Annotated in this window: 25 protein-coding genes; all 25 read right to left on the reverse strand. The window is 69.0% G+C overall.

The genetic code is table 11. From position 1 onward, the window contains the following. Window positions 1-151: 151 nt before the first annotated feature. The 25 genes from D6860_RS25540 to D6860_RS17150 all read right to left on the reverse strand — a co-directional run bounded on the left by D6860_RS25540 (window position 152) and on the right by D6860_RS17150 (window position 16,602). Window positions 152-3,448: a phage tail length tape measure family protein gene (locus D6860_RS25540; RefSeq protein WP_076625203.1), complete on the reverse strand. Its 3,297-nt coding sequence runs from the start codon at window positions 3,446-3,448 to the stop codon at window positions 152-154. A 1-nt stretch (window position 3,449) separates the two neighbouring features. After that, complete coding sequence (locus tag D6860_RS25760; protein ID WP_229743240.1) at window positions 3,450-3,851, reverse strand: DUF1799 domain-containing protein; 402 nt, start codon at window positions 3,849-3,851, stop codon at window positions 3,450-3,452. Then, entirely contained in the window at window positions 3,794-4,102 is a 309-nt protein-coding gene (locus tag D6860_RS17050) for a hypothetical protein (protein WP_076621957.1), read from the reverse strand. The genes D6860_RS25760 and D6860_RS17050 overlap by 58 nt, the downstream gene beginning before the upstream one ends. A gap of 27 nt (window positions 4,103-4,129) precedes the next feature. Then, complete coding sequence (locus D6860_RS17055) at window positions 4,130-4,333, reverse strand: hypothetical protein (RefSeq protein WP_076621958.1); 204 nt, start codon at window positions 4,331-4,333, stop codon at window positions 4,130-4,132. Between the two features lie 29 nt (window positions 4,334-4,362). After that, window positions 4,363-5,295, reverse strand: coding sequence for a phage tail tube protein (locus D6860_RS17060; protein ID WP_076621959.1), 933 nt, complete (start codon window positions 5,293-5,295; stop codon window positions 4,363-4,365). Further along, entirely contained in the window at window positions 5,292-5,453 is a 162-nt protein-coding gene (locus D6860_RS25325; RefSeq protein ID WP_157895857.1) for a hypothetical protein, read from the reverse strand. Before D6860_RS25325 ends, D6860_RS17060 begins: the two co-directional genes overlap by 4 nt. Further along, window positions 5,450-5,881, reverse strand: a complete 432-nt coding sequence (locus D6860_RS17065; protein ID WP_076621960.1) for a phage tail terminator protein — start codon at window positions 5,879-5,881, stop codon at window positions 5,450-5,452. The genes D6860_RS25325 and D6860_RS17065 overlap by 4 nt, the downstream gene beginning before the upstream one ends. Then, window positions 5,881-6,309, reverse strand: a complete 429-nt coding sequence (locus tag D6860_RS17070; RefSeq protein ID WP_076621961.1) for a gp436 family protein — start codon at window positions 6,307-6,309, stop codon at window positions 5,881-5,883. Before D6860_RS17070 ends, D6860_RS17065 begins: the two co-directional genes overlap by 1 nt. A 92-nt stretch (window positions 6,310-6,401) precedes the next feature. Continuing rightward, on the reverse strand, window positions 6,402-6,788 hold the full coding sequence (locus tag D6860_RS17075; RefSeq protein ID WP_083697713.1) for a hypothetical protein: 387 nt from the start codon (window positions 6,786-6,788) through the stop codon (window positions 6,402-6,404). 11 nt (window positions 6,789-6,799) lie between these two features. After that, the gene (locus D6860_RS17080; protein ID WP_076621962.1) at window positions 6,800-7,693 is read right to left on the reverse strand and encodes a Mu-like prophage major head subunit gpT family protein; all 894 of its coding nucleotides are present in this window, start codon (window positions 7,691-7,693) and stop codon (window positions 6,800-6,802) included. A 15-nt stretch (window positions 7,694-7,708) separates the two neighbouring features. Beyond that, window positions 7,709-8,140: a hypothetical protein gene (locus D6860_RS17085; protein ID WP_076621963.1), complete on the reverse strand. Its 432-nt coding sequence runs from the start codon at window positions 8,138-8,140 to the stop codon at window positions 7,709-7,711. After that, entirely contained in the window at window positions 8,140-9,183 is a 1,044-nt protein-coding gene (locus D6860_RS17090) for a phage protease (RefSeq protein ID WP_076621964.1), read from the reverse strand. The genes D6860_RS17085 and D6860_RS17090 overlap by 1 nt, the downstream gene beginning before the upstream one ends. Window positions 9,184-9,309: 126 nt before the next feature. Continuing rightward, window positions 9,310-9,825, reverse strand: coding sequence for a phage virion morphogenesis protein (locus D6860_RS17095; protein WP_076621965.1), 516 nt, complete (start codon window positions 9,823-9,825; stop codon window positions 9,310-9,312). Further along, a complete protein-coding gene (locus D6860_RS17100; protein WP_083697714.1) occupies window positions 9,825-10,646 on the reverse strand; it encodes a phage head morphogenesis protein in 822 nt (273 codons plus the stop codon). Before D6860_RS17100 ends, D6860_RS17095 begins: the two co-directional genes overlap by 1 nt. Then, window positions 10,639-12,279, reverse strand: coding sequence for a DUF935 domain-containing protein (locus D6860_RS17105; protein ID WP_076621966.1), 1,641 nt, complete (start codon window positions 12,277-12,279; stop codon window positions 10,639-10,641). The genes D6860_RS17100 and D6860_RS17105 overlap by 8 nt, the downstream gene beginning before the upstream one ends. Window positions 12,280-12,388: 109 nt before the next feature. Continuing rightward, the gene (locus tag D6860_RS17110; protein WP_076621967.1) at window positions 12,389-13,801 is read right to left on the reverse strand and encodes a terminase large subunit domain-containing protein; all 1,413 of its coding nucleotides are present in this window, start codon (window positions 13,799-13,801) and stop codon (window positions 12,389-12,391) included. Next, window positions 13,798-14,058, reverse strand: a complete 261-nt coding sequence (locus D6860_RS17115; RefSeq protein WP_076621968.1) for a hypothetical protein — start codon at window positions 14,056-14,058, stop codon at window positions 13,798-13,800. Before D6860_RS17115 ends, D6860_RS17110 begins: the two co-directional genes overlap by 4 nt. Beyond that, window positions 14,055-14,240 carry a hypothetical protein gene (locus tag D6860_RS17120; RefSeq protein WP_076621969.1) on the reverse strand — a complete coding sequence of 62 codons (186 nt, stop codon included), beginning with the start codon at window positions 14,238-14,240 and terminating at the stop codon, window positions 14,055-14,057. Before D6860_RS17120 ends, D6860_RS17115 begins: the two co-directional genes overlap by 4 nt. Continuing rightward, window positions 14,240-14,380, reverse strand: a complete 141-nt coding sequence (locus D6860_RS25330) for a hypothetical protein (protein WP_157895858.1) — start codon at window positions 14,378-14,380, stop codon at window positions 14,240-14,242. The genes D6860_RS17120 and D6860_RS25330 overlap by 1 nt, the downstream gene beginning before the upstream one ends. Beyond that, complete coding sequence (locus D6860_RS17125) at window positions 14,380-14,676, reverse strand: ubiquitination-like system serine protease family protein (protein ID WP_076621970.1); 297 nt, start codon at window positions 14,674-14,676, stop codon at window positions 14,380-14,382. The genes D6860_RS25330 and D6860_RS17125 overlap by 1 nt, the downstream gene beginning before the upstream one ends. Next, window positions 14,673-15,233, reverse strand: coding sequence for a phage protein Gp27 family protein (locus D6860_RS17130; RefSeq protein ID WP_076621971.1), 561 nt, complete (start codon window positions 15,231-15,233; stop codon window positions 14,673-14,675). The genes D6860_RS17125 and D6860_RS17130 overlap by 4 nt, the downstream gene beginning before the upstream one ends. 1 nt (window position 15,234) lies before the next feature. Beyond that, window positions 15,235-15,531: a VpaChn25_0724 family phage protein gene (locus D6860_RS17135; protein ID WP_076621972.1), complete on the reverse strand. Its 297-nt coding sequence runs from the start codon at window positions 15,529-15,531 to the stop codon at window positions 15,235-15,237. Then, window positions 15,528-15,884: a DUF2730 family protein gene (locus D6860_RS17140; protein WP_076621973.1), complete on the reverse strand. Its 357-nt coding sequence runs from the start codon at window positions 15,882-15,884 to the stop codon at window positions 15,528-15,530. The genes D6860_RS17135 and D6860_RS17140 overlap by 4 nt, the downstream gene beginning before the upstream one ends. Next, window positions 15,881-16,198, reverse strand: a complete 318-nt coding sequence (locus D6860_RS17145) for a hypothetical protein (RefSeq protein ID WP_128549278.1) — start codon at window positions 16,196-16,198, stop codon at window positions 15,881-15,883. Before D6860_RS17145 ends, D6860_RS17140 begins: the two co-directional genes overlap by 4 nt. A gap of 8 nt (window positions 16,199-16,206) precedes the next feature. After that, on the reverse strand, window positions 16,207-16,602 hold the full coding sequence (locus D6860_RS17150; protein WP_076621975.1) for a hypothetical protein: 396 nt from the start codon (window positions 16,600-16,602) through the stop codon (window positions 16,207-16,209). Window positions 16,603-16,608: the final 6 nt, after the last annotated feature.

The following is a 16,608-nucleotide window of genomic DNA, read 5'->3' on the forward strand; positions in this document are numbered from 1 at the left end:
GAGAGCTGCAGGCCGCGCGCGACCGAGGAATAGCGCCGGCGATAGGCCGGCACCGGCGCGTCCTGGGCGCGCTTCAGCCGCGGATCGGTGGCGCTCGCCCGGTAGCTCGAGCGCAGCGGCCGGGGCAGCGCGGTGGGCCAGCTCGGCACGGTCATCGCAGCGCCCCCTTCGGGCGGACGCCGAACGCGTTGCGCATGGTGCGCCGCGCGGCGCCGCCGGGCATCGACAGCGCGCCGCCGACCATCTCCGCCAGCACGTAGCGCTCGCGCCGGCCGCCGCCGGGCATCGGCTCCTCCTCCAGCGTGGCCGACATCGGCACGCCCGGCGGGGTGACGATCTGCACCTCGCGGGGCCCGGCGTCGTACCCGCCGCTGGCGAAGCCGCCGCCGTTGGCGCGCGCCGGCAGGCTCGCCATGGCGTCGCCGCCCGAGTTGATCCACTCCAGCAGGCCACGGTTGCGCGCGGTCGCCGCCCCGTTCACGACGAACTCGCCGGAACTGATCCGGATCAGCCCGGTGTCCGCCCGGCTGCCCCCCGGGAAATACTGGTAGCCGCCATCGGCATTGGCGGGCGGCGCCTCGCCCGGCGAGAAGATCGCGCCGATCAGGCTGCCGATCCAGCCGCCGCCGGCACCGCCACCCGCGCCGCCGCTGGTCAGGCTGGAGAGCACCGAGCCCAGCATGTCGAAGCCGCTGCCGAGCGTGCCGAGGTTCTGCGTCGCGCCCACGGCCGTGGTGGCGAGCGCATCGAGCGCCTGCTGGGTCTGAGCGGCCGGCTGGGCCAGCGATGCGGCGGTGGGCTCGATATGCCAAGGCTCATTGTCCATGCGGTAGCCGAGCCCGAACCGACCGGCGTTCGCGTGGAACCATTCCTCGATCGAGCTCGACCCGTATTGCAGATCGGCCGCGAGCCCGAAGTTGTGGCGCGAGTTGCCCGGGGGCGCGACCCACTTCCGGGCCTCGGCCGGGTTGCCGTACTTGGCGAGCGCCTTTTCCCAGAGCTGCGTCTGACGCTCGACCGAGCGATACGCCGAGTTCACCTGGACGGCGTCCGAACCGAATATCCCCTGTGCTTCGGCGATCATCGCGGCGAGCGGGCCGGCGAGCTTGGGATCCATGTTGCTGATCGCGTCGGGCCGAAGTGCCCCACCCGTGGAGACGGATTTGAGGAGCGCGGCCGCCTCGGCCGAGATCGGGCCTGTACTGCCCGACATCATCCCGGCCGGCGTCGCCGCCCCGCCGGCGCCGGCGAGCGCGTTGAGCCCCGGCCCGCCAATCGTCACGTTCATCGCCGTGACCGACATCGCCGGGGTCGAGAAGGCCTCCATCGCCGAGAAGTCCGGCGTCGGCATCTCGCCGCCCGTGAGCCGGTCCCAAATCCCCTGCCAGCCGCCGAGATCCTGCATCGTCGGCAGGTCGGTGCCGAAGAGGTCGTTCTTCAGCGGGTTGAGCAGCCCGAGGTCGGTGAAGGTGCGCGAGATCTCCTCGGCGACCGAGGTCAGCGCCCCCGCGAAGTCGCGCTCCATCAGCCGGTCGAAGATGTCGTCGATCGCCTGCGTTCCGGCATTGCGGATCTCGTCCCAGGCCTGCGCCTGCCGGCCCAGCTCGCGGGTGAGCTCCGCCTCCTCGAGCACCGCCGCGCGAACCTCGTCGGCGCGGGCGCTGGTGCGGTCGAGCCCCTGCTGGCGGATCTGCACCTCCGCCTCGTAGAGTGCGAGCAGCCGGGTGCGCACCGCCTCGGTCTGGCCGAGCAGATCCTGCTCGAGGCGCAGCTTCTCGATGCGCAGATCCGCCTGGCGCAAATAGTCGGCCGAGGCGGCGAGCGCGCCGAAGGGATCGGCCGAGGCGAGCCCGTTCGCCGCCTCCCAGGCCTCGCGCCACTGATCCTTCTGCGCCTCGGTGATGTCCTGCAGCTGCAGCATCTGTTCGAGCAGCTGACGCTGGGCCGCGATCTGCAGCCGCTTCACCTCGACGCTGTCGCGCCCGTAGGTGACGATCGCGCGGTTGATCTCCGCCTCGCTGCGCAGCTGGGCGATCTGGTTCGAGGCGCCCCGCGCCGCCTCGGCATCGCGCACCGCCTGGGCCCGGTCCAGCTCGATCCGGTTCAGCTCCAGCACCTGGTCGATGATCTGCGGAAGCCAGCCCTTTTCCTTCAGCCGGGCTTCGAGCACCTCCTGCGCCTGCTCCACGCGCAGCGCCTCGACCTCGGCGGACTGCTCGCCATATTGCAGGATCGCCTCGGAGAGCGCGATCTCGCGCTCCAGCTCCGCCACCATCTTGCGGCGCTCAAGATAGGCCTTGCCGGCGGCGTCCGCCTGGTCGCGGATGCTTTGCGGGATCGTGGACTCGAGGCTGGGCTGCTCCTGCCCCTGCAGTTCCGCGATGCGCTCGGCCAGCGTCTCAAGCTGCTGGATCCGCGCGTTCTCGACATCGTTGACACCTTTGCTCAGCTCGGCGCCGGCCCGGTATGCCTCCAGCACCCGCTGCACGGCCGCGAGCTGCTCCTCGGAACTGCCCTCCGCCACCGTGCCAAGCTGCTCGTAACTCGCGATCAGCTCCTCGACCACCGAACGGTTCTTTTCCAGCGCCTCCCAGCTCGGGGCCCGCAGGAGCGAGACGCCCAGCTCCTCGGCGACCGACTGCTCGTCCGTCAGCCCCTTCGACCCGGCCCCGATCCCCAGTTCCTCGAGCAGCGTCTCGATCGACTGGGTCACCCCGAGCTGCGCCGAGCGCAGCCGCGTCTCCGCCATGCCCGGCAGGAACTCCCGCGCCGCCGCAGCAGCGGAGCCGAAGCGCTCCTCGAGCTCCTTAGTGGAAGACCCCGCCAGATCCGCGTATTTGCGATACGCGTCGAGCCGCTCGCCGAGCGCGTCGAGGCTGTCGTCGAAGGTCTCGGCCGCGTCCTTCGATCCGGTGAGCCATTGCGTTACCGCCGCGCCGGCGGCGATGGCGCCCACGGTGATCAGGGTCACCGGGCTCAGCAGGCTCATGAAGGCGGAGCCGAGTGCGCGCACCGCACCGGCCGCGCCCATGGGGCCGATCACCTGGGCGATCTGCGAACCCTGCTGGACCGCGAGCTGCAGCGGGTTTTGCCCCGCTTGCATCATCACCCCGATGTCGAAGAACTGCGCCGAGAGGTTGCCCACCTGCCCCGCCGCGATCTCGGCGCTGTCGCCCGCGCCCTTGGCGCCGCCGCGCAGCCGGTCGAAGGCATCGCCGGCGCGGCGCTTCACGCTGTCGTAGGTCGCGCCCAGCCGGCCGAATATCGTGGTGTTGCGGGTGGCCTCGGCCCCGACGGCCCCGAGCGCCGCTTCCTCGGCACCGCTCTGGGTGGTCAGACCCTCGGTCGAGGTCTTCAGCGCATCGGTTGCGCCCTTGAGCGCGCGAACCTCCGCCGCGGCTTCCTTGCCGCCGCGCATCGAGAGGAAAGCTGCAACCCGGAATGCCATGTCAACGCCCGTTCAATTCCTGTTTCGCGCCGTCTTCGATGAGCCGCACCTCGGCCCAGAGTTCGGGGTCCGGCGCGAACCCCGCCAGCCTCAGGCCGCTCTCGCAGGCGCCGTAGTCGAGCCCCACCCAGAACGCCCCGCGCATGCCAACCTCGACACACCACTGGGTATCCACCGCGAGGAAGCGCTCGAGCGCGGGAAGGTGTTCGGGCCAGACGCCGTCCTGGTCATCGGCGCGCCGCACGAGCGCGACCGGGATCCCGAAGAAGCGCGCGTCGGCTTCCAGCTCGTCCTCGCGGCCGTCATCGTGCAGCGTGCCGGCGGCCCAGGCGCGCCCGGCCCATCTCAGTTTCCCGCCTTGGCCCGGTAGAAGCCCGTGTGATATGCGCCGAGCATCGCCCACCGCAGATCCGAGTAGTCGATCAGCTCCTCGAAGAGCGTCGAGGAGAAGCCCAGAGGCTGGTCGTGATCATCGACGAGCCCTTCCAGCCTCACAATCACCCGGCGGAGAAACTCCTTCTGCATCTCGACCCCCGGCGCATCGAACTCCTTGAGCGCCACATCGGGCAGCGCGTGGAACGTGGCGGTGAAGTCCTCATCGCCCACCTGGACGGGCACGGTGAAGGTGCGGCTCTTGGATACGCGGAATGCCATTGGATCGGTCCTTTCTTGCGGGCGGGATCAGGAGACAGCGGGAACTTTGACGAGGCAGATCGCCGCAACGCCCTGGCGGAAGATCACGGTTTCCTCACCACTCGCCGAAGAGATCGAGAGTACCCCATGCTCCCGAAGCTCCTCCTCCACGTCGTCGATCGACAGATCGGGGCTCGGCACGGTGATGACGGCGCCGCCGATCATGTGGAACTTGAGGTTGAACTTGTTCATCGGGACGGTCCTTTCGTCGGGTCGGGCGGTCAGGTGAGCGTGAGGGTCCACTGGTCGTTGCCGGAGACCGGCAGCGGCACCATGCGCAGCGGCCATTCCGCCACGCCCTGGGCCTCAGTGATCCCGGTGGGCCGCTGGATCAGTGCCTCGTCGACGTCGAGCGTGGCGATGTTTCCGGCCCCGGTGCCGTGCACCAGCTGCAGTGGCACCGCCGCCTGGTCACGCGCGAGGGCGAAGGGATCGAGGGTGGCCAGCGGCACCGCCTTGATCTGCAGCTCGATCATGTCGGCGCGATCGGCGATGACGATCTCCTCCTCGCCGATCAGGAACCGGCCCTGGACGTCGTTGCCGAAGGCGAGCTGGAAGTTGCGCAGCACGTAAGGATCGCCGTCGATCGTGAAGGTCGGGGTGTTGGCCTTGGTCCCTGCCAGCGGCTTCTGGAACGCGGAATAGTCCGGCGTCGGAAGCGCCGCGCTCGACGGCTTCACCCAGAGACCGGTGAAGGTGAACTCGAGCTGCGGAATGCCCGAGGCGTTGACCGTCAGGTTGCAGTTGCCGCGCGCGCCCAGCAGCGAATAGAGCGTGCCGTCGATGTTGAGATAGAGCGTGACGCTCTCGAAGCTGCCCGAGATCGGGTTGTAGACCACGTCGGTCGAGGCGGTCACGGTCTCGGCCACGCCGCAGGCGCGCATCAGCGGCCCCCAGGCGGGCGCGGTCCCGGCCTCGCCGGAGCCTGCCAGCTCGACCCGGAAGGTCATCACCGAATGCACGTCGACGGGGATGGTGGCGTTGGCGCCGAGATAGGGCGTCTCGTGACCGCGATCGAGATCCGAGCCCTCCATCGGGCGGATGCTGATCTCGGTCGCGCGGATCGCGTTTGCGGCTCCGGTCGGGGTGGCGTCGGTGCCATAGGCGCTTTCGATCTTGGCGAGCAGCACCTTCTTGCGGAAGTACAGGGTCATTCGGAGACCTCCTTCTGGTCAGCCTTCGCGGTCTTCGCGGCGGGCTTTTGCGGCGCGCGGGCGGCGCTCGCGGGCGTGGTCTGGGCGGTCAGCTTGAGCTTGCCCTTGTCGTCACGGGCGTAGCTGCCGCCGCCGGCGGGGAGTGGTCGCCTGGTCATGAGAAGATCCTCAGCTGGTCGTTGATGGAGAACTCGATCTGGTAGCCCAGCAGGCCGTGCTCGGTCGGGATGATCGACGCCTGGCGCAGCTCGAAGACGCCCACCTCGTCCGAGGGCGCCCAGCCGGCGAGCGTGGCGATGATCTCGTCGACGAAAGCCCCGAGCCGCGAGAGCGCGCGTTCGCCGGCCGCATCGACCGAGCGGGTCAGCAGCACGACGGCGATGGTGCGGGTGATGGGCTGGGTGAAGGCGCCGGTGACGGCATCGCCGCGCTGGCCACGAATGCCGGTGGGCAGCACGTAGGCGCGCACGCCTCCGCTGGGCAACGTCTTCGTCTCCATCATCCGCGTGAACTCGGCGGCGCCGTCGATCCGGTGCGCGAGCTCCGCGATCTCCGCCTCGAGCCGGGCAACGACCAGCTCCAGCATCAAATCCACCCCTTCAGCGACTGCTCGGTCATCGGACGCTCGCGGTCGGTGACACGGGCGCCGCCGGCATCGGTGGTGCTGGAGGCTACGCCTTCGGCGTTGAGCTTCAGCGTGCCGCTGGCGATCTGCTGCAGCTGGCGGATCGCCTCCTTATAGTCGGCGGTGATCTTCTCGTTCGGCTCGTAGACGTGCAGCGTGTAGATCGCGATCTGGCGCGACAGCGGGCCGATCTGGACCGGCACCGTCGCGAACGGCAGCACGTAGCGGCCGGCGCAATAGCCATCGATCAGCGCGTCGGCCTCGGCAATGGCCCGGTCGACCACGTCGTCGTCGATCGCGCCCGTGGCGATGGCGCCGCGATCGGTCAGCTCGATCAGCAGCCGTTCGCCGTAGCGGTCGATCAGGTCGGCTTTGGTGCAATAGGCCACGGCGATCTCCGGAGGGGGAAAAGGCCCGGCGGCATCTGCGCCGCCGGGAGGTGAGGCACCGCCCGCCGGTCGTCAGCGGGCGAGGCAGATGATCAGTCGGCCTCTCGGGTGTCGACGGTGAGGCGCGGATCGCCCAGGAGAGCGGCGACCTCGTCGTCGGAGAGATCCTCGGCCGGGATTGTCACCGGCTCGGCCGTGAAGTGCCGGCCGGCGCGCCAGCGGCCCTTGCGCGGTCCGGTGACCACGACGACGACCGGCTTCGCGGCAGGGGCGCCGTCCTTCGCCCCCGCCGCAGCCGGGGTCCCCGCATCGGCCGTATTGGCCGCTGCGGGATCCGAGGATCCGGGCGTCGTGCCGGCGGCCTCCGCCTTCGCCACCCGCTCGGCGAGCTTCTCGTCGCCGATGTTGGGAGCGAAGGAGACCTTGGCCGCCGTCGCCCGCGCCTCCAGCGCGATCCGCTCTGCGCTCTTCTCGGTCATCAGCCCGGGCCTTATGCCAGCCAGGGCACGACGAGCAGCTCGGCGGTGCCTTTCCACTCGTTGGTCTCGCCACCCGCCGCGTATTCGCTGTTGAGCAGCTTGCGGCCGGCGCTCTCCAGCGAGGGCGGCACCACCAGCAGGTTGGGCATGAGGCCGAGCGGACGCCCGCCGTCGCCCTTCATGTTCTGGATCGCGGTGCGGGCAGCGGCGTAGCTGGTGGCATCGAGCGTCTGCTGCGAGCCGTAGGCCATCTGCGGCACCCCGAAGCCCACGTTGCCGCGCCAGTCGGCGCCGTAGACGTAGGTGTTGTTGAAGAACACGTTGTCGTCGTCCGGCCGGTCCTTGTAGGTGAAGGTGATCGGCTTGCGCTCCTGCAGCAGGATCGGCTTGATCGACTTGTTCGTGCAGAGCAGGAACCAGGGCGTGCCCGAGCCGCCGCCGGTGTTCGAGAAGGTCGTGGCTGCCCCGTCCTCGTCGGTGATCGGGTGATCGCTGTCGAAGAAGTTCTGGCCGTCCCAGCACTCGGTCGAGAAACCGGCCTTCAGCAGGTTCCACACCAGCGTCTCGGGATGCGCGCCGGCGGCATCGCCCAGCTCGCCGAACATCATCGAGTATTGCCCGAGGTTGTCGTCCTCGATGTCGTTGCGGTTCACCTCGACGGTCTTCTCGAAGTGCTTGTTGCGGATCGTGTACTGGGCCTCGGCGATGCCGTCGAGCTGACGGGGGCCGAGCCACTCGCGCATGCCCGACATCTTCTTGAGCCAGCCGTAGGTGCTCTCGGAGGTCGAGGAGCGCACCACGGTCGCGACGCGATCGCGCATGGTGGGGGTGCCGTCCAGGGCCTTCTGGAACTCGGTCTTGAAGCCGACCCGGAGCGCCTGGAGTGCGGTTGCGGTGATGATCATGGATCAGATCTCCTGTCAGGATGCGGCGGTGAGCGCTTCGTCGAAGCGGATCCAGACGCCCTGGTCGTCCACGTCCGACACGATGCCGGCGGGCGAGCGCGAGCTCGAGCCGTCGGTCTTGGCGACGGTCTGGTCGTCGACGGCGTAGGCCACCGCGCCGATGTCGGCGATGGTGATCTCATCGGTCGAAGCCGAGTTCGCCATGCGGAAGATGCCGGGGCGGACCCGGGCGGTGATGTCCCCGGCGGAGCCGCCGGAGTTGTTGGCCTCGGCATCGGCAACGCCGACACCGACGAGCCCGGTCGCGGTCTGGCCTTCGACCAGGTAGCCGGCGGCATTGCGCATCACCATGGCGCCGGCGAAGAGCGTGGTGGACGCCGCGACGGCACCGGCGATGTAGTCACCTTCACGGCGGGGCGTCAGGCGCCCGGCGGTCAGAGCAGCCATCAGAGGGCCTCCTTCTGCTCGGCCTTCATGGCCGCGATCATCTCGTCATCGGACAGCCCGAGCTGGCGGGCCACCTGGCGGTGCTCGGTGCTGAGCGTCACCTCGCCCTCCTTCGCGGCGGGCGGCTCGAGCACGGTGCTGGTGGGGTCGAGCTTCGGCAGCCCCGCAACCATCTTCGCGGCGCGCTCGGGGTTCTCCATGTGCAGCGCGACGTAGTCCTCGCGCGACGCCTTGACGCCGGCCCGGCGATCGCGGATCGCACCGTCGACGAAGTCTTCCGCCGCCTTGCGCTTGCCGCCTTCCTCGAGCGTCCGCACCTTGGTCTGCAGCGCGGCAAACGCCTCCTGCTGCTCGTCGGACGCCGCCTGGCGCGCCTTCGCGGTGGTGATGAGCGTGGCGAGCGAGACCTCGCCCTCCAGCCCCATCGCCGCCCCGATCTCGGAGAGCGAGGTGCTGAGCTCCTCGCTGCCCTCCCCCTTGTCCAGGCGCTTGGCCAGGGCGGCCGTGATATCGTCTTCCGAGGCGTCCTCGGAGAGGCCAAGCATCTTGGCCACCTTCGCGGAAAACATGTCGCTGTACTCCGTGCTGTTGAGCGCGAGCAGCTCGCGCAGGGCGGGATCATTGGTCAGCGAGGCGTGGGCGATCGCCAGCACCTTGCCGGTGGATTTGTCGTAGGAAAGGACGGGAGAGATGCCCCAGTAGGCGCGATCCGAGAGCAGCGCCTCACCGGTCCGGGTCCAGTCGACCCGGCCCCAGATGCCGTCCTCGCGCTCCTCCATCTCGGTGATGTAGCCGCGCGCCGGCGCGGACATGCCGAGCTTGGCCGCCGAGCGGGTGGAATGGTTCTCGTCTACATGGATCTTCCTCCGGCGCGCGAAGCTCTCCGCGATCACCGCCTTCGCATCCTCGTAGTGCCACGGGCCGCGCCCGTCCCGCGCCTGGACCCGGCCTTTCGGCATCAGGTGGATCCATTCGGGAACGGACGGACCATCCGCCGAGGCGGGCAGTTCCATCATGGCAAGGGAGACAAGGGCGGTTTCCATGCCGCGATCTTTGCCCGCTCAGGCAGATCGCAAACATGCGCAACTAGTTGGTCAGGAGGGGCGCTCGAAGGTCAGGGCGAGATTGCGCGCTGCCGCGCGCCTGGTCAATAGCGTGCCGGCGGCGGATCAGCCGTCCGTGGCATCCTCGAGGTATTCGGTGATGATCTCGATGAGGCCGGTCTCGTCATCCTTCCCCACGCCCAGGAAGGGCCGGGGCGGAATGTTGCCCCAAGGGATCGGCATGAAGAAGCTGCGGCCCTTCTTGTTGGTGCCCATGCGCGCGCCGAACTCCCCCGCCTCGGCCCCGAACTGCTGGACGGCGGCGTAGATCATGTTCGAGCCCCAGAGCACCTCGTCCTCGCCCACCTCGTAGCTGATGGTACTCGACAGGCTCTTCGTCGCACCGATCAGCGGGCGCGGGCCCGGCTTGTCCTTCCGGGCCGCGTAGGCATCGAGCGTGGCCTGCGAGCGCGGCGCCCAGGGCCGGCCGTCGGGATCGGTCCCCGAGGCGAAGTTGTCGTTGGTGCTCTTCACCATGTATTCGCCGATGTCCTGCATCAGCGGCGTGGTGTCCGTCAGGGCCCCCGACAGGCGCGAGAGCGCGGCGGTCAGCGTGTCGCTGGTGATGTCGATCCGGGGCATCAGCCGAGCCCCGCCGCGATATCGCGCAGCATCCGGCCGAGGTCGGTGTCCTGGAAGCGTTCGGCGAGATCCGCGACAAAGGCCCGGGCGATCTCGGGCGGCAGCGTCGCCACCTTGTCGCGCACGATCCGGATCAGCTCCTCGGTCACGCTGGCGCCGGGCGCGTAGCCCCACCCCTTGCCCACGCCCTCGGGCTCGCCGGTCCTCGGGTCGATCTCCTGCCAGGTGTCGGGCAGCGGCTTCGACGGATCGCCGCCCAACCGGCGCACCCCGGCCTCGGAACGTGCGCCGCTCACGTAGCAGCTGCAGCCCCATTCGTTTGGCGGGAAATGCTTCACCCAGAACGGATGGCCCGGCGGCAGCGCGATCCCGTTCCACGCCAGGTGCAGGATCCGCGGCTCGGCCGAGCCGCCGTGGAAGTAGATCCAGAACCGGAAGTTGCCCTCGGTCAGCTGGGCATGACGCCCGGCCATGTAGGAGGTCCGCATGTTGGTGCGGTAGATGACGCGGGTCCGCCAGGCTTCACCGGCGGCCGTCCCCTCCCCCGTCCAGCCGTGCCAGCCGCGTTTCTCGACCGTGGCGCGGAAGTCGCGGCGGAACTCCTCGAGGCTTGTGCCCTCCGATATCGCCTTGTCCACCGCTGCCGCGAGGTCCGCCAGCAGGTCCGCCTTGGTCGCGCCGGCCACCACGAACGCCCGGTCGTGCTGCGCGTGGCGCAGGTCATCCCAGCGCGACGTCGGCACCAGGTGGCGCAGGCGCAGCCGGAACGCCGCGACCTGCTGCTTGAAGGGCCTGCGGAAGACTGCCGCCAGTTCAGCCATCGGCGGCCTCGTCCTCGATCAGCGCGCGGCCGCCAGCGTAGGCGGCGAAGAAGGCGTCGGTCATCACCGAGACCAGACCGTCGGTGGCGAGGTCCGGCCAGGCCGTCATCAGCATCTCGCGCGCCTCCTCGAGCGAACCCGCCGTCTCCAGCATCACCTCGATCTGCTCGAGCATCGTCTCGATCTCCGGCGCGGCCTCCCGGGCCAGCCGATCCGTCGCCGGGGCGAGAGGCTCTGAGCGGCTCTCTGAGGGCGTTTCCGTCTGGAGGGCGGCAGAGCCCCTCGGCGCGTCGGGGCGGGTATTGAATGGGTATTTAATGGCGCTCTCTCGGCCCATTCCGTCCCCACCGGGCGGTTGCGTTTGCGCTGGCGCGGGGGTTTCGCCCTTGGGGCGGAGGATTTCGGCATCCTTGGCGGCGTCGGACAGCCCGAACTTTTCCAGCACCTCCGAGGTCGCCACGCGCAGGCCCCGGTCGATCAGCGGGCCGACGGCATCGGAGAAGGCCTTCAGGTCCTCCGGCTCCTGCCGCTTGATGACGATCCGAGGATACGCCGTCTGCGGCCCATACTCCAGATCGATCCACGGGCGCACCAGGTCCCGGTTCAGGATCGCCGCGAGCGCCTTGCAATCCGCCGCCTCGATATCCTGCTGCACCTCGCGGTGCTCCTTGCCCGAGCCGAGCCCGCCGGTCTCGGCATCGGTGGTCGCGGTCTGGCCCAGCACCGCCTTCGACATCTGCTTGTCGAGCCAGTCCGAGCGGCGCTCGTAGTGATCGGTGGAGGAGCCGATGCTCTTCGCCTCCACGAACTCGATCATCATGCTCTCGGGGATGATCGCCGCGCAGTCGCCGCCGATGTTCGCCACCGCCCGGAACAGCGTGTCACGCTCCTTGGCGTCGGTGCCGGGCCCGTATTTGCCCACGCGGATCGGCTGGCCGTAGGTCTGGGTGAAGATCGCCCAGTCCCGCTGCGTGTAGGCCTTGAACATCCAGTTCCAGGTCGCGAGCCGCGCGAGCCCCGAGCGCAGCGCGATCCCGCTCTTCGCCTTCAGCCGGGCGAAGATGAACTTGTAGGCCGGCAGCGCCACGTCCTGCCCGCTGTCGTCGATCATCATGGGCGTGGCCAGGTCATGCCGTGCGAAGCGGAACCAGCGCGGGTCGCGATACTCGAGCCGCGCCGGCTGCCACTGCAGCGACGAGGTGTCCCAGATGATCTCGGTGAAGCTGTAGCCCTTCCCCATCGCGTCGAGGATGTCGAAGGTCTCGTCGGAGAGCTCGTCGCGATCGAGCCAGGTCCGCACCATCTTCGCCATGTCGAGATCGTGCTGGCTCTCGCCGCCTTCCTGGACGGTGATCTCGATCTGGCTGACCGAGCGTTTCCGGGTGCCGAGGACGCCGGCGTAATGCAGATCGCGCTCCTCGATCGTCTCGGCGAGCTCGAGGTAGCGGATCGGATCGCCGGCGTCGGCCTCGCGCAGGATCACCGCGAGCCGGTCGGGGGTCAGCCCGTCGCCCGGATAGCCGGTGATCGGCGAGCGTACGCCCCCGATGGTGGGCGCCGCGACCTCGCGGGTCAGCTCGGCACGCTTCACGGCGCGGCCGTATTGGTCGACGAGTTGCGGACGGTTCGCCATTTCGGCCTCCTTCAGTGGGGATCGTGCACGCGGCGGCCGCATGCCAGGCACACCCAGCGACCGCCGTGCAGTTGGATCAGTTCATGTGGGCAGCGAGGGCGCGGCATGGTCAGATCCCCCCGCGCAACCCGGTCCCGAGCGGCGGGCGCCACCAGGAGCGGCTCGGCGCATCATCGGCGTCGGGATCGTCGAAGCCGCCGCGTCCCGATCCGGTGACCGGACGGTATGCGTATTCGGCAGGCGCAGCCTCGGCGGCGCCGGCGGCAAGGGCCAGGGCCCAGAAGCGGTCAGCGTGACCATCCGTGTCGCCCTCGGCCACCAGCCGGCGAATGCCGGTGGGCCCGACCCGCGAGCGAATGGCATGGAGATCCGCGCGCAGGACCGGGTCACCGCCGGGGATGGCCAGCGCCCGATCCTGCATCCGCTCCTTCAGCACCGTCGCGAGCTCGAGCTTGCGCGCGGCCGTAAAGAGCACCCCGTCGATCCGCGAATTGCCATAGCGCCGGATCGCATCCTCCACCGGCTTCTCGCCCATGCCGGTCTGGTCGATCGCCACCCGGATCACGTTGTAGCGGTCGAAGACCGACGCCAGCAGCGCATCCTGTTCCGCGAATGAGATCCGCTTCTCGGCGATGACCTCGCGGGTCACCAACCGTTCGCCCAGGTCCTCGAGCACCCAGATCACGAACAGGTCGTTGCGGGCCGCGATGTCGACACCGACGTAAACCTGCTTGCCGCTGTAGCGCACCGGGTCGCCCGCGAGCATCTCCTCGCAGGAGGCGATCAGGTCGTAGTCCAGCCAGCTCGACGCGGCATCGAGCCACTGCAGCTCGAACTCCTGCGCCCAGGCGTCCTCGTCGGCCATGCCCTCGCGCAGCTCGTCGATGTCCACTTCAAGGCCCTGTTCAACGGCCTCGTAGATATCGACATGGTGGCGCGACCAGCGACTATCCTCGGCCGTCATCAGCTCGAAGAACTTGTTGCCCTTGCCGTTCGGCGTCGAGATCACCCGGATCTTGTGCCCACCCCGTGCGGCCACGGGGAACGCGGAGCCCCAGATCCGCCGGCTGTCGCGGTGGAAGGCGAACTCGTCGAGCAGCAGGTTGCCACCGAAGCCCCGCGCCGCATCGGGCGACGCCGAGAGCGCGGTAATCCGGGAACCCCCGGGAAAGCGCACCTCGTGCGTCTTGTACGTGGCATCCAGCTCGGGCGCGTAGAACTCGCCCTCCTCGAACTCGGGCGGCACGAGCGTGGCAAGCCGATTGTAGGCCGCGAAGAAGCCCCGGACGATGGGCTTCAGGGCATCCTCCATCGCCTCCTTCGCCGTCGCCTCCGAGCGCGACAGGATCGTCCAGCGCGTCTTGCGCCCCTCGATCTCGGCCTGGAAGCAGTCGTCGGCGATCTCGCCGCAGGCCCCGAAGGTCTTGCCGCCGCGCCGGGTGAACATCCCGATCTTGAAGCGGCTTGCGTCCTGCAGCCAGCGCTTCTGGTACGGCAGGAAGGTGATGACGGGGTTGGTCATGGCGACTTTCGCGCAGCCATGGCCGCGTTCATCGCCGCGGCTATAAACTCGGCCGTCCGCCTTTGCGCTTCGATCGCTTCGGCCGATGAAAGGGCGAGCGCCTGTCCTCGCCCCGTGAGGTAACCCCAGCCACGGACATCCGCGACCATGCAGGGCCCACCGAACTCGTCGACGCCGAAGATCTTCATGGATCGGGGACAGGCATGGAACGGCCCACGACAGAAGGTCGGCAGGTCAGGCAGTACCGGACGGGTCATGACTTGCCTCGTTTTCTGGATTTCCGGGTGATCGCACGAGCGCGCCGCTGCGCCTTCCTTGCCGCGCGCTTCTCGGGGGACGGCCCGCGCTTGGTATGTAACCGGTGCGGCAGGACGACGCGTCTGGCCGGCCGGCTTTCATCCAGGATGAACGCCCCCATGCGGAGGAGGAAGTCTCGCATCAGCGCAGCTCCTTCCAGCCGGGATAGGTCTCGCCGAAGCTCCCCAGGACATCGCCGATCCAGTCGTCGTTGAGGATCAGCCAGATCGGGTTCCAGGGGTGATAGCAGGCGTGGATGCAGAGGCGATCCCAGAGGCTCATCAGCAGCTCTCCCAGTATCCGCTGCGCAGCCACCCGTGCCAGCCGCAGTTGAGCTGGTGCACGGATGGGCTCAGCGTGGGCGCATCGGTGCGCCCGTTCCAGTTCCAGCTCGGGCCGGTCATATGCGGCTTGTGCTCCTGCCCTACCGTGATCCGCGCGAGGTCCCCGCAGCCGCAGGGGCAGTAGAACCACATGGCCGAGACGCCGCCATCCGCCGGTTCCGAGAACCAGAGGCTGCCGGGCAGCGCGGTGTCGCGATGCTTCGCCCGGTCCGAGAAGTAGATGGCCCGGATCATGCGAACCCCATGATCTCGCGCGCCGCGCGGGCGGCATCGGCGTTGACGGCGCCGCTTGCGACACCGTTCTCGAGCCGGGCCTCCAGGTCGGAGCGCATTTCCTCGCGCGCCTGCTCGGCCACCCGGGCGCGCTCGTCGGCGAGGAGCTTCTCGCGCATGCCCGACGATGCCATCAGGTCCTTCAGCATCCGGCCGAGGCTCATGAGGTCCTTCGCGTCGAGGTGCTCGTCCTCCTCGCGCACCGCGCGGATCATCTGCACGGCCGAGGTGGCGATCATCTGCATCAGCACGCGGTGGATCTCGCCCTCGCGCTCGATGTCGAGATCGGAGAGGAGCTGATCGGCGATGGCGAAGGCCTCGCGCTGATCCTTCAGCGCCTTCGAGAAGTCGCCCACCGCCGACTTGCCGATGCTAAGTTCCAGCCCCTCGGCCGCGATGCGGGCGTTGAGCGCCTCGGTCACCTCGAGGATGTCGGCGAACCCACGATCGCGCAGCTCCTCGGCCAGCCAGCGGCGGATCTCCTCGGGGATCAGGTCGAGCTTCTTCGGCGGCGGCATCTCAGGCCCCCGGCCGGGGGCGCTGGACGCCCGGGTAGGTCACCACGCCCCGCGCCACCTCGACGCCGCGCACCGTCGCCGTCACCACGAGGAAGCCCGCCATATGCTCGATCGTGACCAGCCCCTGCTCTTTCAGCCAGGTGACCTCGCCCGAGACCTGGTCCCGGGTGTAGCCGATGCCGAAGGTCTGCAGCAGATCGGTCATCATCGAGACGTTGGACGTGTAGCGCGGCGCGTCCTCCAGCATGCGCAAGATCGCGATCCGGGCGTGCTCGCGCAGTTCGTCAGCGTAGCTCATCTCTGGTTTCCCTTCAGCAGGTGGTCCTCGTGGCGGGTGACGACGCGCTCCAGCCGCTCCATCAGCTTGGTCTGCGCCTCCATCACCGCCGCGACGCGGGTCATCTCGCCGGCCAGGCGCTCGACGTGGATCTCGATGCCGTGGATGTCGTCGCGCCCTGGCAGCCCCTGCACGGTCTGCTCCAGCGTCTGCAGCCGAAGCTCGTGCCGGTCCATCCGGTCGGAGCCGGTCTTGAAGCGTTCGTCGGTGGCCTTCGAGCGGGTGGCGAAGAAGGTGAAGACCATCGACGCCACCGCGATGCAGAAGCCGAGCACCCCGGCGATCTGGTTCAGAAGCGAGACATCGACTGTCACGTCGGATACCCTTCCGGCGGCGCGGCGATCGGCTGGAAGTGTGAGCCGGCATCGAGCAGGCAAGTGAGCCCCGACGGCAGGGTCACGACAATCGACCAGGTGCCGCTGTCGTCCGAGGCGAACATCTCCATCAGCGCACCGCCTTTCGTGAGGCCCATCGCGCGCGGCGCTTCCCCGTAGCCCTTGGTAAGACGCGCAAGCACGTCGTCACGTGGGAAACAGGGCTGCGCCAGCGCGGCCGTTGCGACCAGGCAGAAGGCGATCAGCGCACAGATGAAGAGCATCGCAGCCAGGGCGGCGCGCTGTCCCAGCACCGACCGCCTCATCGCTTCGCCTGCGGCTTGCTCTGTCCGCCGCCCCCGATCGTGTACGGCGGTCCGCTCACCCCCATGACCTCGCCGAGCTTGCCCTCGGCGATGCTCTCCAGCACGCCGGGCGCCGGCTTCAGCTTGCGGATCGCGTCGGGCGTGCTCTTCGTGGCATGGTCGATCGCGGTTCGGACCGCATCCTGCCCGGAGAGGCCACGCCCCAGCGCGGCGAGAATGCCCGACATCAGCGCGGAATGCAGCGCCTCGCGGCGCCGGGCCGAGATCTCCATCCCCCAGCGCTCCCGCGCGGTGTTGGCGGCCCAGAGCAGGAACGCCGTCAGGAGGGCGCTGAGCGCCTGCAGAAGAAGCGGCATCGCCGCCGTGTAAAGCTCGTTCAACAGGGTGTTCATCGGGAT

It is taken from the genome of Salipiger sp. D13, assembly GCF_003703915.1.
In the GTDB taxonomy this organism is placed as follows: domain Bacteria; phylum Pseudomonadota; class Alphaproteobacteria; order Rhodobacterales; family Rhodobacteraceae; genus Salipiger; species Salipiger profundus.